Origin of the sequence: Polynucleobacter necessarius (assembly GCF_900095175.1) — a bacterium.
Lineage (GTDB): Bacteria > Pseudomonadota > Gammaproteobacteria > Burkholderiales > Burkholderiaceae > Polynucleobacter > Polynucleobacter necessarius_I.
Window position 1 is genome coordinate 1,693,740 of sequence record NZ_LT606946.1, and the last position, 26,683, is coordinate 1,720,422.

The following is a 26,683-nucleotide window of genomic DNA, read 5'->3' on the forward strand; positions in this document are numbered from 1 at the left end:
ATCTCTAGAATCTCTTATTGTATTAGCAATAAGCCACTTTTATCTGACCCCGGAGCCCCCCCCTATGTTTGGAACTATCCCTGAATTCAATCAAAGCCTTGAAATGATGAAAACCATGTGGGGACAAGCAGCCGGTGGGCAGACGCCAGGACAATTCCCCTTCACTACAGATGCCTCTAAGGCTGCAGGGGGCTTCGACTCCGCATTTCCAGAGCTGGATACAGATGAGCTAGAAAAGCGCATCAAGGACCTGAAAAGTGTTGAAAACTGGCTGAACCTCAATCTCAACATCTTGAAGTCCACTATTCAGGGCCTAGAAGTACAACACGCCACCATGATGGCACTCAAATCCTTTGGAGATGCCGTTTCCGCAACCGCTGCTGCCGCTACTGGATCTTCTGAAGAATCTGGAACAAAGGCTGCTAAACCACGCAAAACCGCAACACGCCGTCGTCGCAAAGCTGGCGACTCAACTTTCCTCGACGAAGTAGGTAATTCAGATGAGCAATAGCCTCACCCATGGCAAATGTCATTTGGTGAATATCTAATTCACGCTTAAATAAAACCGGCACGATCTCACGAGCAGTTGCCGGTTTTTTACATGCACCAAGCGTTTCTGCCAAACGATCATCGTGATGGGCTTTTAGCTGATCAATTCGCGGCTTCATTCCTGTAAATGGCTTGCCATGTGATGGCAACACTAGAGTGTTATCGGGAAGTGGGAGATATCGATCTAATGAGCTGAGATACAAACCCAAAGGATCAGCATCTGGATCGGCATCGTAAACACTGACATTAGTGGAAATCCGTGGCAACAACATATCCCCAGAAATCAACACTCCGAGATCCTTGCAAAATAGTGAAGCATGCTCCGGTGCGTGACCAAACCCCATGATCACTTGCCACTCATGCCCACTAATCAAAATCATTTCACCATCGATGATGCGACGATATTGCCGCGGCACACCTGGAACCATATTGCTGTAGTAGTTTGATCGCGCCCGAATTTTTTCTAAATCCTCTGGGGCAATGAGCCCATGCTTTTGAAAGTGATCTGCAGAACCGCCGCCGCCAGCACGTGCACCAACCGCAGCGCCGCCCTCTTTGTGGCTCAGCCATTGCGCAGTTAAATAATCCGTCATAGAAATCCAGAGCGGTGCATTCCATTTTTCGCAGAGCCATTGGGAGAGCCCTACGTGGTCTGGATGCATATGTGTCACGATCACTCTCAGCACTGGCAAGTCTTCTAATTGGGTAGCGAAGATCTGATCCCACGCGGCTTTTGTCTCTTCATTGGCAATGCCACAATCCACAATCGTCCACCCTTGAACACCTTCAAACTGATCACGCAGTAGCCATAAGTTAATGTGATCCAAAGCAAACGGTAGGCGCATTCGCAACCAACGTACGCCAGGCGCAACCTCCATTGAGCTAGCCACTTCCGGCAAAGCATCGGCTAAGGGATAATGAATAGAACTAAAATCGCTAGATTGGTTTTTGGTATTCATCTATTTCTACTCTAGGTTAGCTTTGACAACGATTCCATCGCCTTGCATTAACTGGTGCGACATCAATCCTGAAAATGGTTTTTGTCGTGGTTGCTATCGCACACTTACTGAAATTGCTGATTGGTCTGAACTCTCTAATCCTGAAAAGCTTGAGGTCTGGGCAAAATTGGAAACGCGCAAACCTCAAGCACCGCAGTAAATATTGCTAATTAGCAATTACTTATTTACATCTACGATTAAACGGCCGCGCACATTTCCGGCCATCAGTTCTGCAGCATATTTAATGGAGTCCTCCAGGCTAATTTCATGAGAGATCTCTTCTAAAGTTTTAAGATCAACCAGCTTGCTCAATTGCTCATAAGCAGCAATCCGTTTTGCTTTTGGTACCGTCACACTATTAATGCCATACAAAGTCACACCGCGCAAAATGAATGGTGCAACCGTTGACGGAAAATCCATTCCCTGGGCAAGACCACAAGCGGCGACTGCGCCATCACTTTTAGTTTGCGCGCAAGCATTAGCCAAGGTACGACTACCAACGCTATCCACTACCGCTGCCCAACGCTCTTTTGCCAATGGCTTACCAGGCGCTGATAATGCGGCACGATCAATCACTTCACTCGCGCCTAATTTCTTTAAATAATCTGCTTCAGACAGCCGGCCCGTGCTAGCTACAACTGTAAAGCCTAATTTGCTCAGCAAAGTAATGGCAAAGCTACCCACTCCACCCGCTGCACCAGTGACCAATACCTCGCCATCACTAGGCTTCAAGCCATGCTTTTGCAATGCCATCACGCACAGCATTGCGGTATAGCCAGCAGTACCAATAGCCAGGGCCTGCTTAGCAGTAAACCCTTTTGGCAAGGGAATGAGCCACTCTGACTTCACGCGCGCTTGTTGGGCCAATCCACCCCAATGACCTTCGCCAACACCCCAGCCATTTAGTAGCACCATATCTCCAGCCTTAAATTCTGGGCTAGCACTCTCCAAGACTTCTCCTGCGAAATCAATTCCGGGTACCATCGGAAAGCTACGTACCAGCGGACCTTTTCCAGTAATCGCTAAACCATCTTTGTAATTTAAAGTGGAATAGAGCACCTTCACCCTGACATCCCCCTCCGGCAGGCTGACCTCATCAACCTGAGTCAGCTCAGCCCGATAACCGCGATCATCCTTATTTACCAAAATAGCATTAAACATGTCTCTTCCTTTTAAATGCGCTGCATTCCCCGCAGCAAATGCGTAATAGGTTTATCCTAACGAGCATTGCTGATTATGGAGGCTTCCATGAAAAAAATTCTACTATTAACTACGCTTTGCGGCTTAACTCTAGCCGGATACTCCTCAAGCCAAATTCAGATGTCTATGGGCAATATGCGCTTAATCAGCTCCAGCGCCTCCCCACAAGATGTCATGGATTTTGCTAATACGACTTGTAAGAATGATTTTTACCAAGGTGCAAGCTTCCTTTCTAAGGCTGGCAAGGAATATCGCTTTAAATGCGTCAAAGCTGAAGAGAACGAAATCCTGACCCCAATTCCAGGCACGATCATCCCTGCTGATGCTCCGACTCCAGTTGCAGCGAAGTAAGAAATTAATCAATCAAGAAAACTAGATGACCCCATTTACCTCCCAAGAGCTCCGCAAAGGCTTTTCCTCCTTTGCAACAGGGGTCACAGTCATCACCTGTCTAGATGCGGCCCAGAACGCACACGGCATCACCATTAGCTCATTCAATACAGTTTCGCTAGAGCCGCCACTCATTTTGTGGAGCCTCAAGAAACATTCACGCCTAATGCCCAATTTTGAAGTGGGTCATAAACAGTTAATTCATGTACTTGAGCGTTCGCAGGAAGCCATGGCAATGCACTTTGCTACTGTCAAAGAGAATCAGTTCGTTAACATTCCGCACAAAATTGCAGCAAGTGGCCTCACTCAAATTGAAGGGTGCTCAGCCTACTTTGAATGCGAAACAGTTTCAGCCCACACCGGCGGCGATCACAATATCATTGTTGCTAGAGTGCTCAACCTGAAGCACATTCCAGAGAGTTATCCGCTGATATTTGCTCATAGCAAATTTATGGGATTAGATTCATCACTTTAAAAATAGGGGCTAACATGATGCGCTTATAGGGAAGAAAAAGTTCTATTAATGTGCAAAAGGTATTGTGGTGCCTTGCAGAGCTGGGACTTGAAGAAGGCAAAGATTTTGAACGCATAGATGCCGGTCTTCATTTTGGAATTAATCACACCCCTGAATTTCTAACGCTCAATCCCAATGGTTTGGTCCCCACCTTAGAAGATGGCAATCTTGTGCTCTGGGAGTCCAATACCATTTTGCGATATCTTGTTCGTCAATACGATAGGTCGAAGCGCTTTCCTGTGGATACTAAAAGTCAGTACCAATCGGAGAAGTGGATGGACTGGCAACTGGGAACTATGTGGCCACCATTACGAGTTGCATTCCTAGGGCTCACTCGCATCCCCGAAGCGGATCGTAACTATGAGTTAATTCAGAGTTCGTACCAAGAGGCGGATGCATTGCTAGGATTGCTTGATCAGACCTTAGAAAAACATACTTACTGCGCTGGCGAACAATTTAGTGTCGGAGATATTCCATTAGCCTTATGTGTCAGTCGATGGGTCTTGCTACAACAAACCTTTCCAGAAAAAACTGGGCCACGTTCAGATTTACGCAATATTGATGAATTGATGAAACGGATTGAACTGGAAACGCAATACAAGGTCGTGAGACAAAAAGAGCTCAATATCGTTAAGTAAATAAGTGATGTATCAGATTTCCTGAATCTGAGGTCTCAAGTAAAAAAGGGTGAACTCAGTTCACCCTTTTTTTAGTCATTTGCAGAATAGACTATTCTTGCTTGAATTTCCTCTGATGGTGATCTGCACCAATAAACAAGTACATCGCAGGCACTACAAAGAGTGTAAACAGGGTGCCGATCGACAAACCCGTAAAGATCGCGATACCCATAGATTGACAGCCAGCAGCACCTGCACCAGATGCAATCACTAAGGGAACAACACCCAGCACCATTGCCGCAGTTGTCATCAAGATCGGGCGCAAACGCACACTACTAGCTTCAACAATGGCATCTAACTTACTGCGACCAGCTTCCTGCAACTCATTAGCAAATTCCACAATCAAAATACCGTGCTTACTAATTAACCCCATTAGCGTAACTAGTCCAACCTGGGTATACACATTCAAAGTTGTGAATCCCAAATTAATAAAGATCAATGCACCAAATAAGGCGAGCGGTACTGAAACCAAAATCACGATCGGATCCCGGAAGCTTTCAAACTGTGCAGCCAAGACCAAGAACACAATCAAAATCGCAAAGAACATGGTCGCCAAGAAGCCACCAGACTCTGCCATAAACTGACGGGATGGGCCAGCGTAATCCATGGTGTAACCATTGGGCGCCACTTCCTTCAAAGTTTGACGCATAAACTCGAGCAAATCTGCTTGAGAAATAAACGGTGTACTCACACCAGAAATCGCTGCGGAGTTCAACTGCTGAAAGTGATTAATGGATTGCGGAACCACTTTTTGCTTAATTGTTGCTATCGTGCGCGCCTGAATCATCTGCCCACTTGGAGTGCGTATGTAGTAATCCAAGATTTGATCTGGGTTGAGACGATCCACCTGCTTGACTTGTAGGATAACACGATAGGAACGACCAGCGACAGAGAAGTAATTGACATAACCACCACCTAAGGCGGCGGAGAGGGCGCTACCCACTTGCTGCTGGGTCATACCCAGAGCGGCGACTTTCTCACGATCAATTTCTAAAACGTCTTGCGGCTTATCAATCTTCAAATCCGAATCCACGAAGAAGAAATTACCGCTACGACGAGCCTTATCTAAAACCGCCTGAGACACTTCATTAAGTTGCTCATAAGACTCAGTAGTATTAATAACCACCTGAACAGGCAAGCCCTGTGCACCTGGCAAAGCTGGAAACTGGAAGGCGGCTATACGAGCACCGGCGATCGAATTCCACTTACTTTGCATATCTTCTTGAAACTTCGTGGCATTACGACTGCGTTGATCCCAATCCTTGAGCAATACACCACCGAAACTACTGGTTGGGCTAGTGATCTGAAACATCTGCTCATATTCAGGCTCTGCTGCTGATATTTGATAAATCTGATCAGCATAAGTCTGCATTTGATTAACCGTACTGTTCGGTGGACCTGAAGCCTGCATCAACACAATCCCTTGGTCTTCTGTTGGCGCCAATTCAGCACGAGCAGTAGCGTAGAGATAAGCCACTCCTCCCAGCAAAATCACACCCATCACAATGATGACCTGCCAGGCGCTCAGGAGCTCACGCAAAGTGGATTGATAGCTGTGGTGCACCTTATCAAAAATGCGATCGATCTTTTGTACAAACGATGAAGCTTCTTGCTCTTCAGTAAAAATGTGTGAACACATCATCGGTGAAAGCGTCAACGCAATCAATCCTGATACTGCGACTGCACTTGCTAAAGTAAAGGCAAACTCGGTAAAGAGCGCTCCCGTTAAACCGCCCTGGAAGCCAATCGGGATATAAACCGCAATCAACACAATCGTCATTGCCAAAATTGGGCCGCCTAACTCGCGCGCAGCAATTAAGGAAGCCTCCAGCGGAGATTTGCCTTCCTTCATATGACGGTCAACGTTCTCAACCACAATAATGGCATCGTCGACCACCAAACCAATCGCTAATACCAAGGCGAGTAGTGTCAGCAAATTAATGGAATAGCCCAATACTTGCATTAAGAAGAATGTGCCAATTAATGAGAGTGGCATCGCAATCACAGGTACAGCAACTGCGCGTGCGCTGCCCAGGAAGAGATAAATCACCACCGTCACAATCAACAGTGCCTCTAGAAGGGTTGCTACTACCTCATCAATTGAAGTAGTAATGAACTTAGTCGAGTCATAAACTACTTTGCCTGACATACCAGTTGGTAACTGCTTCTGAATATCTGGCACTACAACACGAACACGCTCTGCCACATCAAGCAAATTCGCCTGAGGCGCCACCTTGATAGCAATAAATACTGAGCGCTTGCCACTAAACGCAACATTGGTGTTGTAGTCCTCAGAGCCCATGCTCACGGTTGCCACTTGATCTAAATACACAATATTGATGCCATCTTTTTTGACAACCAATTTGCGAAACTCATCGAGCGTATGTAGATCAGTGCCAGCCACTAAATCGACAGCAACCATGTCACCCTTAGTGCTACCTACTGCGGATAAGTAATTATTGGCTGCCATGGCGCTATAAACATCATCGGCACCCACGCCAAGTCCAGCCATCTTCTCGCGATCAAGCCATGCACGCAGGGCAAACTTTCTACCACCAGTGATTTCAGCATTCTGAACGCCATCGACAGCGTCCAGCTTTGGCTTCACTACCCGTAACAAGTAATCAGTTATTGCATTATTTGGAATGTCATCGCTATAAAAGCCCATGTACATTGCTGCAGTAGACTGGCCAATTTGCACGGTCAATACGGGTTGCTGAGCTTGCGGTGGCAACTGATTCTTCACCGAACTAATCTGTGTCTGGATCTGTGTCAGCGCAGCATTGGAGTCGTAATTGAGCTTGAGAGTCGCGGTTATGGTCGAGAGGCCACTCACACTCATCGAGGATAAATAGTCGATACCTTGAGACTGAGCAATCGCCGTCTCTAGTGGCTGTGTAATAAAACCTGCAATCGTCTCTGGATCAGCGCCATAGTAAGCCGTTGTAATGGTGACAATCGCATTTTGGGTTTGCGGGTATTGGTTGACTGGTAAAGAACCAACCGCTTTCAAACCAAACACCAAGACAAGCGCACTCACTACCAGTGAGAGAACTGGCCTACGAATAAATATGTCAGTCCAATTCATCTAGGACTTATTCCTGTGGCTGTGGGTTTGGTGAATTGGATGGCAGCACCTTGTTATTCACAATCAGCGGTGTGCCATTCTTCAACTTAAGCTGGCCACTAGTAACAACCGTATCCCCCTCTTCAACCCCTTTGAGAATTGCTACTTGATCGCCACGCGTTAGCCCTGTAGTTACAAAGACTTGTTGTGCTTCAAGCGTAGGTTTGCCCTGTTTATCTTTTTTGCCAGTTGACTTGGCAATAAATACTGTCGAGCCATACGGGTTATAAGTCACAGCAGTTTGAGGCAATGTCAGCAACTTCACTTCGTCACCCAACTTAATATTCACGTTAGCAAACATGCCTGGCAAAATCTTTTTATCCGGATTGGCCAGCTGGGCTTCAATCTGAATATTGCGCGTATTGGTATCCACTTTAGGACTCACGGCAGTAACCTTACCAGTAAAGCTTGCACCCTTGAATGCATCCGTTGTCACCACAATTTCTTGTCCAACCTGAATCTGTTCAGCATTACTCTGCGGGAGATTGAAATCTACAAAAATAGGACCCAAGGTTTGAAGGGTGAGCAACTTATCACCTGGATTAACGTACTGACCAGGGTTAATCATTACGATACCGACGCGTCCACTGAAGGGGGCTTTTAAATTCTTCTTGGCCACCAGGGCTGTTTGCTGCTCTACTTGAGCCTGCTTGGACTTGGCATCGGCTTTACTGGTGTCGAATACGTTCTTACTAATCGCCTGAATCTCTAATTGCTGTCTATCACGCTCATTAATAACTTTAGCTAAATCTGCCAATGCTTTTAATGAATTCAATTGGGCAATGTCTGATGCGTCATTTAATTTAATTAATAACTCACCCTCTTTAACATCCATGCCCGATTTAATAGGTACGTTTTGAACCAGGCCACCAATTTCAGTGCTGAGCTCTACCCCTCTAAACGCACGCACATTTCCAACGCTAGATAACTTGGGTTGCCATGCTGTTGTTTCGACCACCATCGTAGAAACCGTTGCGGGCGGTAAATCCATACCCGCAATGAAATGCTTAATCATGAAGGTCTTGAGTTGATTGAATCCAAAGATCAAGCCCAATAATAAAAATACGCCACACAACATAATGGTCATGCGTCGACCCAAAGGTGTCATCGATTGCAGTTTGGCGTTAGCTTTACTGCGCTGGAAGCGTTCACGCAAGCGCACCCAGAATCCTTTTACCTTTTCCCAAAGCGCAATGAGTCTCTCGCGAAGTTTCCACTCAACTGCCTTCGCGCATATCCAAGTCCACAAAGCAAGCACTGCTGCCGTTACCTTGGTTTTAATTGTTTCCAGAAGTTTCATTTTGATCTTTGTTTGCTATGGCTTTTGGTTGAAAGGCTGGGCCGGTGCGATTCCACCAGCCGCCGCCTAGTGCTGCAAATAATGCTGCTGTGTCAGAGAATCGAGTTGCTTGCGCAGAAACCGATTTGACTTTCGCAATTTGATATTGATTTTGATAATAGAGAACGGCCAAGTAACTTGCAGTGCCCAACTTATATTGCTGCTGTACTAACTCTAAAGTTTCATAAGCGTAACGCTCTGCATCTGATGCAGACTTCAATGCTTGAGCACCGGTCTCTAGAGCGCATAAGGCATCCGCCACTTCTTGAAAGGCTTTCAGCACAGTGGCTTGGTATTGGTAAACCGCCCGCTCGTAATTCGCAATAGCGCCACGACGTTGTGCCAATAATTGTCCACCCTGAAAGAGTGGCTGAAATATACCGCCAGCAATAGACCATAGGGTTGCGTTCGGCCCAAACAGAGCTGCACTAGTCAACGCTGCGGAACCAATTGCACCGGTGATATTAAATTGCGGCAATAAATTAGCAGTAGCCACGCCCACCAAAGCATTCGTGGCCTTGAGCTGCGCTTCTGCAGCACGTACGTCTGGGCGTTGGCGCACAAGGCTAGATGGTACTGAATGCGGTAGCTTCTCTGGCAAATGCAAAGACTTCAAGTCAAACTTAGTGATGTTGGCATTACTGGGGAGCTCACCAACCAATACGGCTAACTGATTGCGTGCAAAGGAAAGATTGCGCTCATAGGTAAATAAATCCACTTGGGAGTTAGATACCAAAGTTCTTTGTGATGTCACATCCACTCGAGAAACTGTACCAATCGCTAGTTGCTTTTCTGTCACCTCAGCTAAATTTGTTTGCGCCTTCAGAATTTCTTCTGTGGCCTGCATCTGTGCGCGCAAAGCAGCTTCGCGTACTGCACCAGTAACAATATTAGCCGTCAGAGAAAGGTATGCGCCTTCTAACTGAAACTGCGCTATCTCTGCTTGCGCTCTTGCGCCTTCAACTGCACGGCGTGCACCACCAAAAACATCAAGCTTATAGGTGACGTTAACGGAAGCGTTATAGAGATTGTAGGTATCGGAACCGTAAGGCAAGCCATAAATAGCGGAAGGCTGTAACTGTCGAGCGACGCCGCCATTTAAACCAATCGCCGGAAAGTACTGTCCACCAATTTGTGCGCTGACATTTTCTTGGCTCGCACGCAGGGCAGCATCAGCTGCGCCTAAATTCGGGTTTTGTTGCAAAGCTTTTTTGATTAATACGTCTAGCTCTGGAGATTTAAATAATTCCCACCATTGAGCCTCAATATCAGCGCCTTCAATAAATTCTTGATCCGTTCCACCAGGCACTCCAGGCGCAGTGGCCAACTTTTGTGAAAGTGTAGTTTCGGTATACCCAGATGTATTCGGGGCATCGGGCTGTTTAAAGTCTGGACCTACTGCGCAGGCAGAAAGAAATCCCGCAAAAAAAACGGAAGCCAACGCAAACTAGAGAAATCCTGAAAGCCAAGCATGAACGGTGACAAATATCCTTTTTTACAGTAGATATTTGAACACATTTTTCTAATCGAGTCTGTGTAACACATTGATTTGACTAATAAATTTTGTACACAGCTGCGCGTAGAAGTCAAACAGATTTTTTACACCCCAACCCTATTCTTCTTAGGCGATTCTTCCAAAGCTTCCGCTGTTGAAATCTTGCATTGCTTGAGCAATCTCTTCTTTGGTATTCATGACAAATGGGCCATATCCAACAATAGGTTCACTAATCGGCTCTCCACTCAGCAGCAAAGCAATAGAGTCCTCAAGCACATTGAATTGAATATCTTGACCCTGATTACTAAACATCAGCATCTGAGCGTCTTTAGCTACCACGCCCTCACCAGCCTCTACGGTACCCTTAAGTACAACTAAGGAAGTATTCCAGCCCTCAGGCACAGGAATGCTTGCCGAACCCTTTTTTAACTTTAGGTCAATCACATTGAGAGGAGTGAAGGTGTTAGCTGGTCCTGTATGGCCATCAAACCCTCCAGCAATAATGCGCGCTTGCCCTGCGCCATTACTCAAATCCGTTACAGGAATCTGTTTATCCAAAATGGCTTGATAAGCTGGCTTAGTCATTTTGAGCTTTGCTGGCAAATTCACCCAGAGCTGCACCATCTCCAAAGTTCCGCCACTTCTGGCAAAACTTTCTGAGTGAAACTCTTCATGCAAGATGCCAGAGCCGGCAGTCATCCACTGCACATCCCCAGGGCCAATGACACCGCCCTGACCTGTGGAATCTTTATGTGCCACTTCACCTTCATAAACAATGGTGACTGTTTCAAAACCGCGATGAGGGTGTGAACCCACACCCTTGCGTTCAGTTGTGGGAGGGAACTCTGCTGGACCTGCATAGTCCAACATCAAGAATGGGCTCATTTGCTTGCCCAGGTCTTGATAAAAAAATAAGGTGCGCACAGGAAAGCCATCGCCAACCCAATGACCCTAATCATTGCCTCGTATACCAATAATTTTTTCCATTATTTTCTAAAGAGCATCCATCACTGCGTACAAATATTTGTACTGAATTGCGACTACTCGACTGTAACGCTCTTTGCGAGGTTGCGGGGCTTGTCAACATCCGTACCTAAGGCACAAGCAGTGTGGTACGCCAGGAGTTGCAATGGAACAACATGCAGGACTGGAGAAAGCTTGCCACAGTGCTCAGGCAAACGAATTACGTTGATACCTTCGCTACTGGTAATCTCGGTATCTTGGTCAGCAAAGACATACAACTTGCCACCGCGAGCTTTAACTTCTTGCATATTGGACTTCAACTTTTCAAGCAAGTCATCATTAGGCGCTACCGTCACTACTGGCATCTTTTCAGTAACTAAGGCAAGCGGGCCATGTTTTAATTCACCAGCTGGATAGGCCTCAGCATGAATATAAGAAATCTCTTTTAACTTGAGTGCGCCTTCAAGGGCAATCGGGTAGTGCATGCCGCGCCCGAGAAATAAAGCGTTTTCACACTTAGCAAATGCAGTACTCCAAGCCATGATCTGGGGCTCAAGTGCTAATACTCCATGCAAAGCCTTTGGCAAATGACGCAAATCACGCAAGAGCTCTTTTTCTTGCTCAGGACTCACCTTACCTGCACGCTTGGCCAATGAAACAGCAAGCAGATAGAGCGCAACTAGCTGCGTTGTAAAGGCTTTAGTGGAAGCCACGCCAATCTCGGTGCCAGCCTTGGTCAAGAAATTCCAATTTGTTTCGCGAACCATCGCACTACTTGCAACATTACAAATTGCTAGCGTGTATTGATGGCCCAGGGACTGCGCATGACACAAGGCTGCCAAAGTATCTGCAGTCTCACCCGACTGCGAAACCACCACAACCAATGTATTCGGATTAGGAACGGTTGTGCGATAACGATATTCACTAGCAATCTCTACTTGCGTCGGAATGCCGGCTAAATCTTCTAACCAGTATTTAGCAACACAAGCTGAATAGTAACTAGTGCCGCAAGCCAAGATCAAAATTTGATTAAACTTTTCCCATTGCTCAGAATCAGCGTTGAAGAGCTCCGGACCAAAGCTAGCAATATTGGCAAGTGTGTCGCCAATTGCTCTTGGTTGCTCGAAGATCTCTTTCTGCATGTAATGCTGATAAGGGCCTAGATCTACGGAGTCAGCTTGGGCTGGCATTGGTTTTTGCTCACGCTGTGCAGCCCTACCAGCTTGATCAACAATCTCGACGCTCCCTGCCTTCAGAATGGCAACATCACCTTCCTCTAGGTACATCATCGAATGAGCGCGACCGGCCAAAGCCAGCGCATCAGAAGCAAGGAAATTCTCATTCTCGCCAAGCGCTACAACCAAAGGAGATCCCGCTCGTGCACCCACCAAAACATCAGGACGATCTTGTGCAATCACACCAATTGCGTAAGCACCATGGAAGCATGGCAATACAGAGCGCACTGAAGCAACTAAATCTGCCCGCTTACTTGCCACATACGCTTGATGAATTAAATGCGCAATTACTTCAGTATCTGTTTCTGAGGTAAATACATAGCCTGCAGACTTCAACTCAGTGCGTAGTGATTCGTAGTTTTCAATAATGCCGTTATGCACTACAGCGATTAACCCACCAGAGATATGGGGATGTGCATTTTGTGTATCAGGTTTACCGTGCGTTGCCCAGCGAGTATGTGCAATACCTAGGGTGCCATCAAATTCTTTGCCCTGCTCTGCTAACTCAGAAACACGGGCAGTAGTGCGAGCACGTTCAATTGGGTGCTTGGCATCATTGCTGTTAATTACTGCAAAACCACATGAATCGTAACCGCGATATTCAAGGCGACGAAGTCCTTCAATCAAGACCTCAACAATATTCTTGCGCGAAACCGCGCCAACGATCCCGCACATTATTTTTTAGCCTTCACAGGTTTTTTGGTGGCTACTTTTTTTACAGCGGCCTTCTTGATTGCCGGCTTTTTCTCTTGCGGCTTTTTCTCTTTCTTTGGTGGGCGTTGCCACTGTAAAGAAATTTGTTTGGCTCGTGACACGGTAAGTTGATTAGGCGGCGCATCTTTAGTCAAGGTTGTACCTGCACCCAATGTGGCACCACGGCCAACGCGCACTGGGGCAACCAACTGAGTATCTGAACCAATGAAGACATCGTCCTCAATAATCGTTTGGTGTTTATTTACACCATCGTAGTTGCAAGTAATCGTGCCTGCGCCGATATTGACTCTAGAGCCCACAATCGAATCGCCCACGTAAGCTAAGTGATTAGCTTTACTATTGGCGGCAATCTTGCTGTTCTTCACTTCGACAAAGTTGCCAATATGTACATCATTGGACAAATCTGCACCGGGGCGCAAGCGAGCATAAGGTCCGATCAACGAACTTGCACCAACTTTTGCACCGTCAATATGGCTGTATGGGTGAATAGTGACATTCTTACCAATCACGCTATTGCGAATAATGCAGTACGGGCCCACTTTTGTGCCAGCGGCTAAAGTCACGCAACCTTCAAATACACAGCCGACATCAATAAATACATCCGTGCCGCACTCTAGTGTTCCACGGATATCAATCCGTGCTGGATCAGCCAAAGAAACACCAGCATCCATGAGTACATTTGCTTGATTGAGTTGATGTACTCGCTCTAACGCGGCTAACTGATCTCGACTATTAACGCCAACAGTTTCATATTCAGCATCAGCTTGTGCAGTGCGAATAGGCACACCATCCTTCACTGCCATCGCAATCACATCAGTTAAGTAGTATTCGCCTTGAGCATTGCTAGCACGCAAAGCTTTAAGCCACTTCTTCAGTGCGTTGGTTGGCAGCACCATGATGCCGGTATTGATTTCTTGAATACGCTTTTGCTCAGATGATGCATCTTTTTCTTCAACAATCGCCTTTACCGAACCATCGATATCGCGCACGATGCGGCCATAGCCCGCTGGATTGTTGAGGTTTTGAGTCAGGAGCGCCAAAGCGGAATCTTGACCACGCACACCGTCAGCCAACTTAACTAATTTAGAGAGCGTCTTTTTACTTGTAAGAGGTACATCGCCATACAGAACTAAAGTCGGCTCATTTACGTCCAATTTAGGCAGAGCTTGCAATAGAGCATGGCCTGTTCCCTTTTGTTCAGCCTGCAGTGCAGTGCTTACTTTGCTAAAGCAAGAATCTTGCTCGCTAGCGATTTGAAGAAACTCTTTAACATCAGCAGCGCCATGCCCTACAACAACTATGGGGCCAGTTTTAGCGCTTTTACCCTGTAAATCCAGAGCTGTATTGAGAACGTGCTGGAGAAGGGGTTTCCCGGCCAAGGTTTGGAGAACCTTGGGTAATGCGGACTTCATCCGCTTTCCCTGCCCAGCAGCCAAAATAACGATGTTCATAAAGAGGGATTATAAGGCCCCTGAATCAGCGTTCCACAGGCTATTTCATCGATTTCTATCTCGTCAATCGCTTTATCGCCAGCAGATCTTGCAGCAATGCCCGACAGCTCTGTAGAAATCTCGAGATTCTTAAAATCAAAGGCCTCTCCATCCATTAAATGGGATGGCACGATATGGTGCATTGAGCGGAATAGATTCTCGACGCGCCCTGGGTGCTTTTTCTCCCATTCGTGCAACATCTCTTTCATGGCACCACGCTGTAGATTGGGCTGACTGCCGCAGAGATTGCATGGAATGATCGGGAAGTTCATATCTACCGCATAACGCTCCAGCAACTTTTCAGGAACGTATGCGAGAGGACGAATCACAATATGTTTACCATCATCAGATCGCAGCTTTGGCGGCATCCCTTTGAGCTTTCCAGCAAAGAACATGTTGAGCATTAATGTTTCTAAGATGTCATCACGGTGATGGCCTAAAGCAATCTTGGTAACACCCAACTCATCTGCTACGCGATACAAAATCCCACGACGCAAACGAGAGCAAAGACCACAAGTCGTTTTTCCTTCAGGAACGACACGCTTGACGATGCTGTAAGTATCTTGGTTTTCAATATGGTACTGAACACCCAAAGCTTTTAAGTAGTTCGGCAAAATCTCTGCCGGAAATCCTGGCTGCTTTTGATCTAAATTAACAGCAACAATTTCAAAATCAATTGGGGCACGCTCGCGCAACTTGAGCAGAATATCGAGCATGGCATAACTGTCTTTACCGCCTGATAGGCAAACCATTACTTTGTCACCATCTTCGATCATGCCAAAGTCGCCAATTGCTTGGCCGACTAAACGACATAACTTTTTCTCAAGTTTGTTTTCTTCGAAGACGACTTTGCGCATATCACTCATAGCTACTAAATTCTTTTCTGAAATTTCTTTAAGCCTGCTTCATCCGAGATACTTCAACGCCAACAGAGTGGCAATCTGGGTAGACATCTGGCTTTGCTGTACTGACTCGAGCAGCAATGACCTTAGGATGCAAAAGCATCGCGCTCACAATGTCATCGCAGAAGGTTTCCTGTAAATGGATATGGCCCTGAGAAGACCGTGCCTTAATGGTTTCACGCATGAAGTCGTAATCCACAACTTCTTCCAATAAGTCTTTAGAAGGTGTGTTCATATTTAATGGGATATAGAGATCTACATTCAGAATAACGCGCTGCTCAGCCTTCTTCTCAAAATCATGCACACCAATATTGATATAGATTTCATAGTCACGTAGAAACAAGCGGCGGCAATCAGCAAGTGCTGGATGAGAAAGAATGGCATGCATAATTTTTATGAACTCTTTTTAATTTTTTATTCTGTATTAAATTCTTAATTTGTTTTAAACATCACATCGCGTGATGACGGCAATAGATGTTGTCCGCCATCTACATATAAGGTGGTGCCTGTAATCGCATTTGAACTGGCCAAAAATACAGCGGCTTTTGCAATATCGACTGGTGTTGATGACTTACCCAATGGCGTCATCTGATGGGCCTTGGTAAAACCTGCTGCAGTTTGATCGCCCGAAGTCAGCGTAATGCCAGGAGCCAAACCAATCACCCGTAAGTGCGGAGTAAAATCTACCGCCAACACTTCAACTGAAGTGAGCAATGCAGCTTTAGATAATGTGTAAGACAAATAATCTGGATTGAGATTGATCAGTTTTTGATCGAGCAACTGAATCACCGATGGAATCGCTAAATTGCTCTCACTTGCTTTCTTTATCTGACGCTTGTGATATTCAAACATCAGCTGAGATAGCAAGATGGGTGCAGCTAAATTGACTTGCATGTGGTCTTGCAAACTTTTACCGCTCAGCGGAGTATTCGAATTGGCGCGATCGTATTCAAAGATTGAAGCGCTATTCACGAGACACTTAAGGTTTTGAAACTCAGCAACAACCGCAGCAAACAGGGAATGGATTTCTGCTTCTCTGGCGAGGTCAGCCTTAAAAGCCGCTGCCTTAACTCCCAATTTTTGGATTTCGGCTACGGTAGCTTGGGCATCCGAATCAGACCGGCCATAATGGACCGCCACATCCCAGCCCTGACGAGCAAATTCCAAGGCAATTTCCCGACCAAGGCGCTTAGCTGCACCGGTCACTAAAACCGCTTTATTTTGCTGAGGTGATGGGTTTGAACTCAAGTTCACTTAAATTTTCTTAGACTAGCGAGCTATGGATATTACCTTGACCAGCCTTGAAACGGCTCATACCGAGCTTCTTAGCCAAAAAATAATGGCTGAAATCGCCTCCAAAGGCGGCTGGATGCCCTTTTCAAGGTATATAGAAATGGCTTTATATGAGCCAGGCATGGGTTATTACAGCGCTGGAACCCACAAATTGGGTGCTGGCGGTGATTTCACAACAGCCCCTGAGCTTTCCCCCTTATTTGGTGCCGCCATTGTAGAAACCCTTTTGCCTATTCTAGAGGGGTTGAAGGCCCAAGGGCTAGCTACCCAAATTCTGGAATTTGGCGCTGGCACTGGCAAGTTAGCTGAATCTATTCTCACCCGATTACACGATTTGGATTTCACCCTGGATCACTACGACATTATTGAGATCTCACCCGACCTAGCCCAAAGGCAAGAAGAGCGCCTCAAGCAAGTTGTAGAGAAACTAGCCCTATCCACTCAATGCCATTGGTTAAGTTCTTTACCCGGTAATTTCAAAGGCATCATTCTGGCAAATGAGGTGATAGATGCCATTCCGTGTGATGCCATCATTTTTCAAAATGGCTTTTGGTATTGGCAAGGTGTTTCAATTATTAATGGCAAGCTTGCTTGGTCAACAGGACAACCCGTTGAGCAGTCACTGCTTCCGGAGACTTTGCTCACTGGAAACTTTTCTGAAGGCTACATTACCGAATTACACGCACCCGCAAATGCTTGGATGCACCAAGTAGCCAAGCATCTCGATACTGGGCTCTTCCTCACCTTCGATTACGGGTTTCCGGAGAGCGAGTATTACCATGCACAACGCCTTGAAGGCACGCTCATGGCACACCATCGGCATCATGCTATTCAAGATCCATTTCATCTTCCAGGTCTTTGTGATTTAACAACGCATGTGGAGTGGTCACAGATTGCACGTAGCGCGCTAGAAGAAAAAGTTGATGATGTCTATCTCAGCAATCAAGCAAGTTACTTGCTGGATGCTGGTATCGGCGATATTGCGCTAGAGATTGGCGATCCCAGCAATCCAGAAACTTTTCTACCTATTTCAAACTCGCTACAAAAACTATTATCTGAAGCAGAGATGGGTGAGCTCTTCAAAGTCTTTGCATTCTCAAAGAAATTAAATGCTGTACTACCGGGTCATGCACTAGAGGACTTACCAGGCCTTCGAGGCAGAAACCGGCTGTAAGCTTTTAGCTGATTATGGCTGCAGTAATAGCAGAAAGTCTTGCGGAGTCCATTGCACTACGAATATTTTCACCATTGGAGCGCTTTTGTAGCGGAACGCCTTCAATAATTTGAGCCGTGTTGAGCGATTGGGTATTTTGCATTGCCGAAATTAAAGTATCGACATTCAAGCCAATACGCTTTGCCAAATCCAACAAAGCATTTCCACGATCAGGCTTACGCCAAATGTCTGCGCGGTTGAACCAAGCCAGTATATCTGCAGGCTGATAGCCAACACCTGCATCACCGACTGATTTCTCGATAAGCACATTGAGCTCGCTAAATATTTCACTAAAGCCACGCACCTCATTTGGCATCTTGACGCACTCTGCCCATGAGCGAATTTCACTAGCAGGTAAATCCATGAGAGTGACAGCGCACCGATCTTCCAGGCGATTGTCTGCTGCATGCAAATGTGCAATGAGTTGCTCGCGGAAATCTTCTTTAGCTAAATAGGATGTCAGCGTTAATGGTAGCAATGCTTTGGCTGCGGCAGAATCTAACAAGATTTGAAACATGCGCATTGGCTTATTTGCAGTAAAACCTCTTGCCAACTCCTGCCAGATTCTTTCAGCCGAGAGTGCTGATAATTCATTAGATTCAACGATGGCCTGCAAAGAATCCATTGTTTCTGGTGCAACCGTAAACTCAGGGAAGCGCGCTGCAAAACGAGCAATGCGCAAAAGACGTAAAGGGTCTTCGGCAAACGCATCGGATACATGACGAAATACCTTAGCAGCTAAATCTTGCTGGCCGTTGTAGGGATCCAAAATAGGGCCCACCCATTTACCATTAGCGCCGACCTCTTGTGCCATTGCATTGATGGTCAGATCGCGACGCTCTAAATCCTGCTCCAGCGTGACAGTCGGGTCTGCATAAAACATAAAGCCCTTATAGCCCTTCCCTGTTTTACGCTCTGTGCGCGCCAAGGCATATTCAGCTTGCATCTCTGGATGCAAGAACACTGGAAAATCTTTGCCCACCGGACGAAAGCCCTGAGCAATCATCTCTTCTACGCTAGAGCCAACCACTACATAGTCAATGTCGCGCACTGGCAACCCCATGAGGGTATCCCGAATAGCGCCACCAACAGCGTAGATCTTCATAGGCTTATTTCATGCCTTCTAGGGTACGTCGGCTAATGCCAAAAACCCGAGTCAATGCATCCACGCCATTGAGTGGGAGGATGTTGGGTAACCGCATTGAGGCAATATTGTCGCGAGACATCAAGGTTGGAACTGGCAAAAACTCAAAAGCCAAGGCCTGAAGATAACCAACAAAAGCAGGCACAGGAATGATGGCGCATTTTGTATTGACCTTACGCGCAGCAAATTCCATAATCTCTCTCATGGTGTAAACCGTAGGCCCCACCAAATCATAAGACTGATGAATAGTAGATGGCATTTTTAATGCCTTGGTAAATGCACTAGCTACATCATCTACGCTGACTGGCTGAAACTGCGCCCCTGAGTTTGCCAATGGCATCGCAGGAAATAACTTCGTTAGCCTGGCAAACAAATTAATAAATTAATCTTGAGCGCCAAAAATGACTGAAGGCCTAAAAATAGTCCAGTTCAAGTTACTTGCTTTTACTGCAGCTTCGCCATCACCTTTACTACGCTGATACATCGATGGACCATTTGAGTCTGCACCCAATGCGCTCATATGTAAGTAGCGTTTTAGGCCATGTAGCTGCATGGCAGTGATGATATTTTTAGGAAGCTCTACATGCGCAGCTTCAAATACTTTTCCATAGGGCTGGACTGGCTTGTCATGCAGTACACCCACTAAATTAATGACTGCACCAGTAGGCTTAATTCGTGAGCAAAGCTCTTGCAAAGAATCAAACTCATGAACATCAGCATCTTCTAGATGCACCTTCGGGAGCATGCGCAATTCACGTGCGGATGCTAGGTATCGAGTTGGCAGTAAAACGGAATAGCCGTCTGCTTGCAGTTGGCCTGCCAGGATTCTGCCTACAAAACCGTTACCGCCAATTAGCAGAATGTCATATTTCATAAAACTCCCATGCGGTTGAAATACTAAGGTAGCTCTGATGCACTTGCAGCTTTAGGGGAAATGACGCCTAAACGCTGTTTTAAAGACTGTGTCTGACCGTACATTACCGATGAATAATACGTTGCATTCGCCAAAACGTTTTTTACATAGGTACGCGTCTCATTAAATGGAATCGTTTCCGCAAAGATCGCGCCCTCAGTAGGGCTGGTGAGTTTTTCCCGCCAGTTTTTAGAGCGTGATGGGCCAGCGTTATAAGCTGCAGATGCGAGAACCCAAGATCCATCTAAATCTACCAAGACCATATTCAAGTAATTACTACCCAAGGTGAGATTGGTATTGGTATCGGTGAGCTTGTCATTGGTATAGGATGTCATACCAATTTTCTTAGCGACATACTTCGCCGTATTCGGCATCACCTGCATCAAACCTGAAGCGCCAACTGAAGAAGAGGCATTCATGATGAATCGTGACTCTTGACGAATCAAGCCATATGCCCAAGTCAAATTCAAATCAATTTGCTTGGCAATTAGCGATAGCTCATCACGATAAGGGGTTGGGTAGCGTAAGCTAAAGTCATGCTCTTGCTTGGTGCGATCTGCCGTATTCACAACACGGTCATATAGGCCGATGCGCTTGGCATATTCAGCCGCTGCGAGTAACTGCTTATCACTCATATTGCGCAACTCCCAATTCCAGTCGCGATTACCTTCAAAGCGCAAATTCATGGCATAGAAGCGTTCACCCCGAATGAAGCCTTTGCGTTGTGACATGGCTTCGATTTCTGCATCACTCACTTTGGTTCTGGCAGGCGCATGATTGGATTTCCCCAAATCTTCGCGCGCAAGCTGTCCATAGAAGTTGTACTGGTCAGCAATGAGTTCAAGGTTCTCGCGCGCATTTTCATTTTGGCCCTCAACTTTTAATGCACGCGCATACCAATAAGTCCAAGCGGGATCTCTACTGCGCACCACAGGACTCATACCCTCAATTGCATTCTTTACCAGCGTCCAGTCTTTAGCGCGCAAGCCTGCACGCACTTTCCATTCCTGGCCTTCAGTAGAAAGAAGTTCGTTGTAGCCCAGCTCTTGTTGAAGACGATACGCATCATCTGCATTCGGATCTAATTTCTTTGCAAGGAATTGGCCAATCACACCCCAAGCCATGGCCTGATTCTCTTTGCTATAGCGAGATGCATTTTGAGAAAAATCTCTAAAAGCTTTTGCTGGATCTGCTTTAGCAGATTTCACAATGTCGGCAATAGGATCTTCACCGCCAATGTGACGCGACATGGATTCAAAACCCATCTCACCTGCAGCGCGGCCCAATGCCTTTGCCTCGCTAGGAGTCATTCCTCCAGCGCCAACCAAAGTTGGTATTAGCTCCTGGCAAGCCTGACCGAAATAACGTGGGCCCAATAATATTGCGCGCGCATCAATCGCTACTTTGGTTGGGTTATCACCTTGGGCCAATTTAGATTGGAGTACATAACACTTCACCTGAATGTCGTCATCCAAAACAAACTTAGGATATTCAGCATCAAAGCGTGACCAATCTTTTCGCTTACCTAAAACGAGTAGCCAGTCATTGCGCATCCGATCAGCCAAAGCGGTGCCCTGGTATTGATTTAGGAAAGCAACTACCTGTGAGTCTGCATTGCTATCAGCTCGAGCCACACCAGCACTATCAAATAGCTGAGGCTTGATACGGAAATAGGCTACATAGTCTTGGTAAGGATAGTTTGAGAGAGTGGCAGCCAAGGTTTGTGCGCGAGCTACGTCATTCCTTTTAGAGGCCTCACGCAACTCAATAAAGGTGCGATCCCCCTCCATGACTTCAAAGGCCGAAATTCTGCTTTCTTTGGCGGGAACAGTTTTCTTGACCTTCTCTGCAAAAATGCTGGGCGAACCACTTAATAGAGCCAGAAATAGAATTCTGCCCACCGCCCTTTGTCCAGCACTCAAAACATCAAACCTCTTTTTCACCGTCTAACCCAATCGATTTACTATATCTCTTAATTTTCGCCTGATAATGGTCGATATGCACGGCAATTCTCCAAAATCGCTACGGCAGGACTTACTAGCCCAAAGGAAACAATTTGCGGCTAGCGCAGGCTATCCCGTGGCACGAGAAGCAATTTTGCTTGGCTTAGCCAGTTTTCTAGCCGGCCATGACGCTCAGACTCATTCCGTCGCCCTGTATTGCCCCATACAAGATGAACTTGATCTTCGGCCGACTCTATTGGCCTGGGCCAAGAGCAATAAAGCTAGGATGCTGGCCCTTCCTTTTGCACGCCCCGATAAACATTTAGATTTTTATGTCTGGCAAGAAGGTGACTTGCTGATTCCAAGCCGCCATGGTGTAGCGGAACCAGACCCCAACAACCCTCGTAGGCATCAAATCACTCCAGACTGTATTTTGATTCCCTGTGTAGGCTGGTCAGAATCTAGGGAGGGCGATAGAACACACTATTGGCGGCTTGGGTATGGGGGCGGCTACTTTGACCGCACCTTAGCTCAGTTGCGCAAAGCTAAACCAAGCCTTCTGTGCGTAGGCATTGGCTTTGACTGGCAAAAATTAGATGATGCTCAATGGCAGGCTCAAACACATGATGAGCCTTTGGATGCCATGCTGACTGAGTCAGGCTTATTAATTACTTATTGAGACTGAGGTTGTCTGCAATTGCTAAAACAGCATCTGCCTGATTTAGCGAATAGAAATGCAATCCTGGAGCGCCAGCAGTTAAGAGCTGATCGCAAAGATCGGTCACTACCTCTTCGCCAAACGCACGAATCGAAGCAGTGTCATCGCCATAAGACTGCAAGCGCAAACGAATCCAACGTGGGATCTCTGCGCCACAAGCATCTGAAAAACGTAGTAACTGAGTGCTGTTGGTTATCGGCATGATGCCTGCAATGACTGGCTCAGTAACACCCAAGTCATAAGCTTCATCTACAAAGCGGAAGTAAGCATCGCTGTTATAGAAGTACTGAGTCACTGCTGAATTGGCTCCAGCTTGCATCTTCTGCACAAAGAAATCGATATCTGTTGCAGGTGACTTTGCCTGAGGATGCGTTTCTGGGTAAGCGGCTGCATCAACATGAAACCAATCGCCAGTTTCTGCACGAATAAATTCGACTAATTCATTGGCGTGATGAAACCCACCATACTGACCCATGCCAGATGGCAAGTCGCCACGTAAAGCTACGATACGTTTAACACCTAAAGCTTGGTATTGCTTCAACATTTCGCGCACGCTTTCACGTGAGCTGCCAACACAAGATAAGTGGGGAGCAACCGCTGCACCTGCAGCATGAATATCGCTCACCACTTTCAATGTGCCAGATTGCGTAGAACCACCGGCACCAAAAGTCACGGAATAAAAAGCGGGCTTGAGTGTTTCACTAAAACGCTCGCGCACCAGATGGAGCTTAGTCTCACCTTCAGGTGTTTTTGGAGGGAAGAATTCAACGCTTAATTCCATGATCTTGGGCCTGTGTCTCTATTTCTCTATTGAACAATATCTAGCAATGTGCAGATCAATAACGGTAGTGGTCAGCCTTGTATGGGCCTTCCTTCGTTACACCAATGTAAGAAGCTTGCTGATCTGACAATACGGTTAACTGGGCATTCAATGTCTTGAGCTGCAAGCGAGCAACCTTCTCATCCAAATGCTTAGGCAAGGTGTAAACACCCACTGGGTATTTATCTGTGCCAACTGCATTCCACAATTCGATCTGTGCAATTACTTGGTTCGCAAATGAAGAGCTCATTACATAAGATGGGTGACCTGTACCGCAACCGAGGTTAACCAAACGGCCTTTAGCCAGGATGATGATGCGCTTCTCAGGATTGCCATTAGCTGCTGGGAAAATCACATGATCTACTTGTGGCTTGATTTCTTCCCACTTGTATTTTTCAATACCAGCAACATCAATCTCGTTATCGAAGTGACCGATGTTACAAACAATGGCTTGGTTCTTCATCTTCACCATATGGTCATGTGTAATCACATGGTAGTTACCTGTTGCGGAAACAAAGATGTCTGCTTTATCTGCAGCGTAGTCCATTGTCACCACTCGGTAACCTTCCATGACTGCTTGCAATGCACAGATTGGATCTACTTCAGTCACCCAAACTTGAGCTGACAAAGCGCGCAAAGCTTGAGCAGATCCCTTACCTACGTCGCCGTAACCACAAACCACGGCAACCTTACCGGCAACCATCACGTCAGTAGCACGCTTAATCGCATCAACTAAAGATTCACGGCAACCATAGAGGTTATCGAACTTGCTCTTAGTAACAGAATCGTTCACGTTAATTGCCGGGAACTTCAAGTCACCTTTTGCGAACATCTGATAGAGACGATGTACACCAGTAGTGGTTTCTTCGGTAACGCCTTTTACTTTTTCTAAGCGTGTGGAGTACCAAGTTGGATCTTGCGCCAATTTCTTTTTAATGGCTGCAAACAAAATAGTTTCTTCTTCGCTAGTTGGGTGATTCAAGCAAGCTTGATCTTTTTCAGCACGTGCACCAAGATGCAATAACAAAGTCGCATCGCCGCCGTCATCTAAAATCATATTGGTAAAGCCGCCATCTGCCCACTCGAAAATACGGTGGGTGTAATCCCAGTACTCCTCAAGGGTTTCGCCCTTGATCGCAAACACTGGAGTGCCGTTAGCAGCAATTGCTGCAGCAGCGTGATCTTGTGTGGAGAAAATATTGCAAGATGCCCACTGCACTTCAGCACCGAGAGCCTCTAAAGTCTCAATCAATACTGCAGTTTGAATGGTCATGTGCAATGAACCAGTAATGCGTGCGCCACGCAAAGGTTGCTGTGATGCGAACTCATCGCGAATGGCGATGAGGCCTGGCATTTCTGTTTCAGCAATTGCGATTTCTTTGCGGCCAAAGTCAGCCAAAGAAATATCAGCAATCGCGCAACGGGTTGCTACAAAGTTGTTTAAATCGAAAACGGTACTCATAAATGCTCCAGCTAAAGACGATCCAATGCTGGAGTAGGAACTCGCTAGCCATTGAATCATGGGTTAGCGAGCGCAGTTGCAATTAGCAAACTCTGGGGTTACCTAGGAGTCCACTCCCTTCAAGCCTGGGGAAACACTGGTTCTCAGTATTCCTTGCAACGCTCCTTGAAGGTATGGCGAAATTGTAATCAATTTCGCCATATTTCGCCATATTTCGCCTCAATACAAAACATACTGCAAATTTACTACCTAGAAAGCAGATTACAAGCCAGCAGCCGCACGTAACGCAGGGGCCTTGTCGCACTGTTCCCAAGTAAATTCTGGCTCTTCACGACCAAAGTGGCCATAAGCAGCCGTCTTACGATAAATCGGACGTAAGAGGTTCAACATCTTGACGATACCCTTTGGCCGCAAGTCAAAGTGCTCAGATACCAGTTGTGCAATCTTCTCATCAGAGATCTTGCCAGTGCCAAAGGTGCCCACCATCACTGAAGTTGGCTTAGCCCCACCAATCGCATAAGAGATCTGAATCAAGCACTTGCTTGCTAAACCAGCAGCAACTACGTTCTTTGCTACATAACGACCAGCATAGGCAGCGGAACGATCAACCTTAGATGGATCCTTGCCGGAGAACGCGCCACCACCGTGAGGAGCCGCACCGCCGTAGGTGTCCACAATGATCTTGCGACCTGTCAGACCGCAATCGCCTTGCGGGCCGCCAATAACGAATCGGCCTGTTGGGTTTACCAAGAAGTTAATCGCACCTTTGATCAAATGCTTCGGCAATACTGTTTTGATGATTTCTTCGATCACTGCTTCGCGCAATTTCTCGAGAGAGATTTCTTCATCATGTTGCGTAGAGAGAACTACTGTATCGATTGAGTCAGGCTTGCCATCCACATAGCGCAAGGTCACTTGAGACTTCGCATCTGGACGCAACCAGTTCAAACGGCCATCACGGCGCAGTTGAGACTGACGCTCTACCAAGCGGTGTGACAAATGGATTGGCAAAGGCATCAGTTCTGCAGTTTCGTCACAAGCGTAACCAAACATCAAACCTTGGTCACCAGCCCCCTGATCTAAACCGTCGTCATGCGCCTTGTCTACGCCCTGAGCGATATCAGGACTTTGCTTGTCATAAGCAACCAACACGGCACAACCTTTGTAATCAATACCGTAGTCAGTGTTGTCGTAACCAATTTCACGCAAAGTGTTGCGAGCTACTTGGATGTAATCCACATTGGCGTTCGTTGTGATTTCACCAGCTAAAACTACTAAGCCGGTATTGCACAAAGTTTCTGCAGCAACGCGCGCAGTTGGGTCCTGAGCCAGGATTGAATCCAGAATGGCATCAGAGATTTGGTCTGCTACTTTATCGGGGTGACCTTCAGAAACGGATTCTGAGGTAAAGAAGTAATCATTTGCCATTGCATATTCCTTTAAAAATTAACACGATCTATGGGACAACTCGACGTGCCAGGAACTACAACGGCGACGCTTTAGCAGAATTTATGAATCGCCCTGCAAGTTGCCTTAGCTCAGCGATGGGTGAATTCTATCCGAAAAACACCTTATTCATCAAGT

The 26,683-nt window shown here is 46.5% G+C and carries 25 protein-coding genes and 1 riboswitch; of the genes, 7 read left to right on the top strand and 18 right to left on the bottom strand.

The window, feature by feature from the left end; genetic code table 11:
• The first annotated feature begins 64 nt into the window (after nt 1-64).
• A complete protein-coding gene (locus DXE44_RS08805; protein WP_114654102.1) occupies nt 65-511 on the top strand; it encodes a PhaM family polyhydroxyalkanoate granule multifunctional regulatory protein in 447 nt (148 codons plus the stop codon).
• On the opposite strand, the gene DXE44_RS08810 is transcribed toward DXE44_RS08805, so the two are convergent.
• Nucleotides 423-1,508 carry an MBL fold metallo-hydrolase gene (locus DXE44_RS08810; RefSeq protein ID WP_114654103.1) on the bottom strand — a complete coding sequence of 362 codons (1,086 nt, stop codon included), beginning with the start codon at nt 1,506-1,508 and terminating at the stop codon, nt 423-425. The genes DXE44_RS08805 and DXE44_RS08810 overlap by 89 nt on opposite strands.
• Before the next feature lie 22 nt (nt 1,509-1,530).
• Between DXE44_RS08810 and DXE44_RS08815 the strand changes: the two genes are divergently transcribed.
• Entirely contained in the window at nt 1,531-1,707 is a 177-nt protein-coding gene (locus DXE44_RS08815) for a DUF1289 domain-containing protein (RefSeq protein ID WP_114654415.1), read from the top strand.
• A 17-nt stretch (nt 1,708-1,724) separates the two neighbouring features.
• On the opposite strand, the gene acuI is transcribed toward DXE44_RS08815, so the two are convergent.
• Nucleotides 1,725-2,708, bottom strand: coding sequence for an acrylyl-CoA reductase (NADPH) (gene acuI / locus DXE44_RS08820; protein ID WP_114654104.1), 984 nt, complete (start codon nt 2,706-2,708; stop codon nt 1,725-1,727).
• An 87-nt stretch (nt 2,709-2,795) separates the two neighbouring features.
• Here acuI and DXE44_RS08825 point away from each other — a divergent pair, with 87 nt between their 5' ends.
• From DXE44_RS08825 to DXE44_RS08835, 3 genes are read left to right on the top strand one after another with little or no spacing between them, the layout of a single operon-like run.
• Entirely contained in the window at nt 2,796-3,098 is a 303-nt protein-coding gene (locus tag DXE44_RS08825; RefSeq protein ID WP_114654416.1) for a hypothetical protein, read from the top strand.
• Between the two features lie 25 nt (nt 3,099-3,123).
• Nucleotides 3,124-3,612, top strand: coding sequence for a flavin reductase family protein (locus DXE44_RS08830; RefSeq protein ID WP_114654105.1), 489 nt, complete (start codon nt 3,124-3,126; stop codon nt 3,610-3,612).
• A gap of 50 nt (nt 3,613-3,662) precedes the next feature.
• The gene (locus DXE44_RS08835) at nt 3,663-4,289 is read left to right on the top strand and encodes a glutathione S-transferase family protein (RefSeq protein ID WP_197712875.1); all 627 of its coding nucleotides are present in this window, start codon (nt 3,663-3,665) and stop codon (nt 4,287-4,289) included.
• Between the two features lie 91 nt (nt 4,290-4,380).
• On the opposite strand, the gene DXE44_RS08840 is transcribed toward DXE44_RS08835, so the two are convergent.
• From DXE44_RS08840 to DXE44_RS08880, 9 genes are all read right to left on the bottom strand, one after another.
• Nucleotides 4,381-7,416 (bottom strand): efflux RND transporter permease subunit, encoded by a 3,036-nt coding sequence (locus DXE44_RS08840; RefSeq protein WP_114654106.1) that lies wholly within the window; start codon nt 7,414-7,416, stop codon nt 4,381-4,383.
• A gap of 7 nt (nt 7,417-7,423) precedes the next feature.
• Nucleotides 7,424-8,563 (bottom strand): efflux RND transporter periplasmic adaptor subunit, encoded by a 1,140-nt coding sequence (locus DXE44_RS08845; protein WP_114654417.1) that lies wholly within the window; start codon nt 8,561-8,563, stop codon nt 7,424-7,426.
• 169 nt (nt 8,564-8,732) lie between these two features.
• Nucleotides 8,733-10,235 carry an efflux transporter outer membrane subunit gene (locus DXE44_RS08850; RefSeq protein ID WP_114654107.1) on the bottom strand — a complete coding sequence of 501 codons (1,503 nt, stop codon included), beginning with the start codon at nt 10,233-10,235 and terminating at the stop codon, nt 8,733-8,735.
• 180 nt (nt 10,236-10,415) lie between these two features.
• Nucleotides 10,416-11,213: a pirin family protein gene (locus tag DXE44_RS08855; RefSeq protein WP_415065435.1), complete on the bottom strand. Its 798-nt coding sequence runs from the start codon at nt 11,211-11,213 to the stop codon at nt 10,416-10,418.
• Nucleotides 11,214-11,329: 116 nt separating this feature from the next.
• Nucleotides 11,330-13,162, bottom strand: coding sequence for a glutamine--fructose-6-phosphate transaminase (isomerizing) (glmS, locus tag DXE44_RS08860; protein ID WP_114654108.1), 1,833 nt, complete (start codon nt 13,160-13,162; stop codon nt 11,330-11,332).
• Nucleotides 13,162-14,652, bottom strand: coding sequence for a bifunctional UDP-N-acetylglucosamine diphosphorylase/glucosamine-1-phosphate N-acetyltransferase GlmU (glmU, locus tag DXE44_RS08865; protein ID WP_114654109.1), 1,491 nt, complete (start codon nt 14,650-14,652; stop codon nt 13,162-13,164). The genes glmS and glmU overlap by 1 nt, the downstream gene beginning before the upstream one ends.
• Nucleotides 14,649-15,557, bottom strand: coding sequence for a tRNA 2-thiocytidine(32) synthetase TtcA (gene ttcA, locus DXE44_RS08870; protein ID WP_114654110.1), 909 nt, complete (start codon nt 15,555-15,557; stop codon nt 14,649-14,651). The genes glmU and ttcA overlap by 4 nt, the downstream gene beginning before the upstream one ends.
• Nucleotides 15,558-15,585: 28 nt before the next feature.
• Complete coding sequence (locus DXE44_RS08875; RefSeq protein WP_114654111.1) at nt 15,586-15,981, bottom strand: dihydroneopterin aldolase; 396 nt, start codon at nt 15,979-15,981, stop codon at nt 15,586-15,588.
• A 44-nt stretch (nt 15,982-16,025) separates the two neighbouring features.
• A complete protein-coding gene (locus DXE44_RS08880) occupies nt 16,026-16,847 on the bottom strand; it encodes an SDR family oxidoreductase (RefSeq protein ID WP_114654112.1) in 822 nt (273 codons plus the stop codon).
• A 115-nt stretch (nt 16,848-16,962) separates the two neighbouring features.
• On the opposite strand from DXE44_RS08880, the gene DXE44_RS08885 reads away from it, so the two are divergent.
• Nucleotides 16,963-18,060, top strand: coding sequence for a class I SAM-dependent methyltransferase (locus DXE44_RS08885; protein WP_231970635.1), 1,098 nt, complete (start codon nt 16,963-16,965; stop codon nt 18,058-18,060).
• Nucleotides 18,061-18,064: 4 nt separating this feature from the next.
• Here the strand turns inward: DXE44_RS08885 and DXE44_RS08890 are convergent, their stop codons facing one another.
• Genes DXE44_RS08890 through DXE44_RS08900 form a run of 4 tightly spaced genes read right to left on the bottom strand, consistent with a single transcriptional unit; the run spans nt 18,065 to nt 22,099 of the window.
• On the bottom strand, nt 18,065-19,204 hold the full coding sequence (locus DXE44_RS08890) for a polynucleotide adenylyltransferase (protein ID WP_114654114.1): 1,140 nt from the start codon (nt 19,202-19,204) through the stop codon (nt 18,065-18,067).
• Nucleotides 19,205-19,208: 4 nt separating this feature from the next.
• Complete coding sequence (locus tag DXE44_RS10815; protein ID WP_231970636.1) at nt 19,209-19,616, bottom strand: Rossmann-fold NAD(P)-binding domain-containing protein; 408 nt, start codon at nt 19,614-19,616, stop codon at nt 19,209-19,211.
• A gap of 9 nt (nt 19,617-19,625) precedes the next feature.
• Nucleotides 19,626-20,117 carry an NAD(P)H-binding protein gene (locus DXE44_RS10820; protein ID WP_231970637.1) on the bottom strand — a complete coding sequence of 164 codons (492 nt, stop codon included), beginning with the start codon at nt 20,115-20,117 and terminating at the stop codon, nt 19,626-19,628.
• A 23-nt stretch (nt 20,118-20,140) separates the two neighbouring features.
• Entirely contained in the window at nt 20,141-22,099 is a 1,959-nt protein-coding gene (locus DXE44_RS08900; RefSeq protein ID WP_114654115.1) for a lytic transglycosylase domain-containing protein, read from the bottom strand.
• 55 nt (nt 22,100-22,154) lie between these two features.
• Between DXE44_RS08900 and DXE44_RS08905 the strand changes: the two genes are divergently transcribed.
• Nucleotides 22,155-22,778 carry a 5-formyltetrahydrofolate cyclo-ligase gene (locus DXE44_RS08905; RefSeq protein ID WP_231970638.1) on the top strand — a complete coding sequence of 208 codons (624 nt, stop codon included), beginning with the start codon at nt 22,155-22,157 and terminating at the stop codon, nt 22,776-22,778.
• On the opposite strand, the gene metF is transcribed toward DXE44_RS08905, so the two are convergent.
• From metF to metK, 3 genes are all read right to left on the bottom strand, one after another.
• Nucleotides 22,768-23,598, bottom strand: coding sequence for a methylenetetrahydrofolate reductase [NAD(P)H] (gene metF / locus DXE44_RS08910; protein WP_114654117.1), 831 nt, complete (start codon nt 23,596-23,598; stop codon nt 22,768-22,770). The two genes, DXE44_RS08905 and metF, sit on opposite strands and share 11 nt — an antisense overlap.
• 55 nt (nt 23,599-23,653) lie before the next feature.
• Nucleotides 23,654-25,099 carry an adenosylhomocysteinase gene (ahcY, locus tag DXE44_RS08915; protein ID WP_114654118.1) on the bottom strand — a complete coding sequence of 482 codons (1,446 nt, stop codon included), beginning with the start codon at nt 25,097-25,099 and terminating at the stop codon, nt 23,654-23,656.
• Nucleotides 25,100-25,160: 61 nt separating this feature from the next.
• Nucleotides 25,161-25,272, bottom strand: a riboswitch (S-adenosyl-L-homocysteine riboswitch).
• A gap of 88 nt (nt 25,273-25,360) precedes the next feature.
• Entirely contained in the window at nt 25,361-26,527 is a 1,167-nt protein-coding gene (gene metK / locus DXE44_RS08920) for a methionine adenosyltransferase (RefSeq protein ID WP_114654119.1), read from the bottom strand.
• Nucleotides 26,528-26,683 lie beyond the last annotated feature (156 nt).

Coding starts and splice junctions, on each gene's coding strand:
- DXE44_RS08805 (WP_114654102.1), top strand. CDS start 65: ATGTTTGGAACTATCCCTGAATTCAATCAAAGCCTTGAAATGATGAAA.
- DXE44_RS08810 (WP_114654103.1), bottom strand. CDS start 1,508: ATGAATACCAAAAACCAATCTAGCGATTTTAGTTCTATTCATTATCCC.
- acuI (WP_114654104.1), bottom strand. CDS start 2,708: ATGTTTAATGCTATTTTGGTAAATAAGGATGATCGCGGTTATCGGGCT.
- DXE44_RS08825 (WP_114654416.1), top strand. CDS start 2,796: ATGAAAAAAATTCTACTATTAACTACGCTTTGCGGCTTAACTCTAGCC.
- DXE44_RS08830 (WP_114654105.1), top strand. CDS start 3,124: ATGACCCCATTTACCTCCCAAGAGCTCCGCAAAGGCTTTTCCTCCTTT.
- DXE44_RS08840 (WP_114654106.1), bottom strand. CDS start 7,416: ATGAATTGGACTGACATATTTATTCGTAGGCCAGTTCTCTCACTGGTA.
- DXE44_RS08845 (WP_114654417.1), bottom strand. CDS start 8,563: ATGACACCTTTGGGTCGACGCATGACCATTATGTTGTGTGGCGTATTT.
- glmS (WP_114654108.1), bottom strand. CDS start 13,162: ATGTGCGGGATCGTTGGCGCGGTTTCGCGCAAGAATATTGTTGAGGTC.
- glmU (WP_114654109.1), bottom strand. CDS start 14,652: ATGAACATCGTTATTTTGGCTGCTGGGCAGGGAAAGCGGATGAAGTCC.
- ttcA (WP_114654110.1), bottom strand. CDS start 15,557: ATGAGTGATATGCGCAAAGTCGTCTTCGAAGAAAACAAACTTGAGAAA.
- DXE44_RS08875 (WP_114654111.1), bottom strand. CDS start 15,981: ATGCATGCCATTCTTTCTCATCCAGCACTTGCTGATTGCCGCCGCTTG.
- DXE44_RS08885 (WP_231970635.1), top strand. CDS start 16,963: ATGCCCTTTTCAAGGTATATAGAAATGGCTTTATATGAGCCAGGCATG.
- DXE44_RS08890 (WP_114654114.1), bottom strand. CDS start 19,204: ATGAAGATCTACGCTGTTGGTGGCGCTATTCGGGATACCCTCATGGGG.
- DXE44_RS10820 (WP_231970637.1), bottom strand. CDS start 20,117: ATGAAATATGACATTCTGCTAATTGGCGGTAACGGTTTTGTAGGCAGA.
- DXE44_RS08905 (WP_231970638.1), top strand. CDS start 22,155: ATGCACGGCAATTCTCCAAAATCGCTACGGCAGGACTTACTAGCCCAA.
- metF (WP_114654117.1), bottom strand. CDS start 23,598: ATGGAATTAAGCGTTGAATTCTTCCCTCCAAAAACACCTGAAGGTGAG.
- ahcY (WP_114654118.1), bottom strand. CDS start 25,099: ATGAGTACCGTTTTCGATTTAAACAACTTTGTAGCAACCCGTTGCGCG.
- metK (WP_114654119.1), bottom strand. CDS start 26,527: ATGGCAAATGATTACTTCTTTACCTCAGAATCCGTTTCTGAAGGTCAC.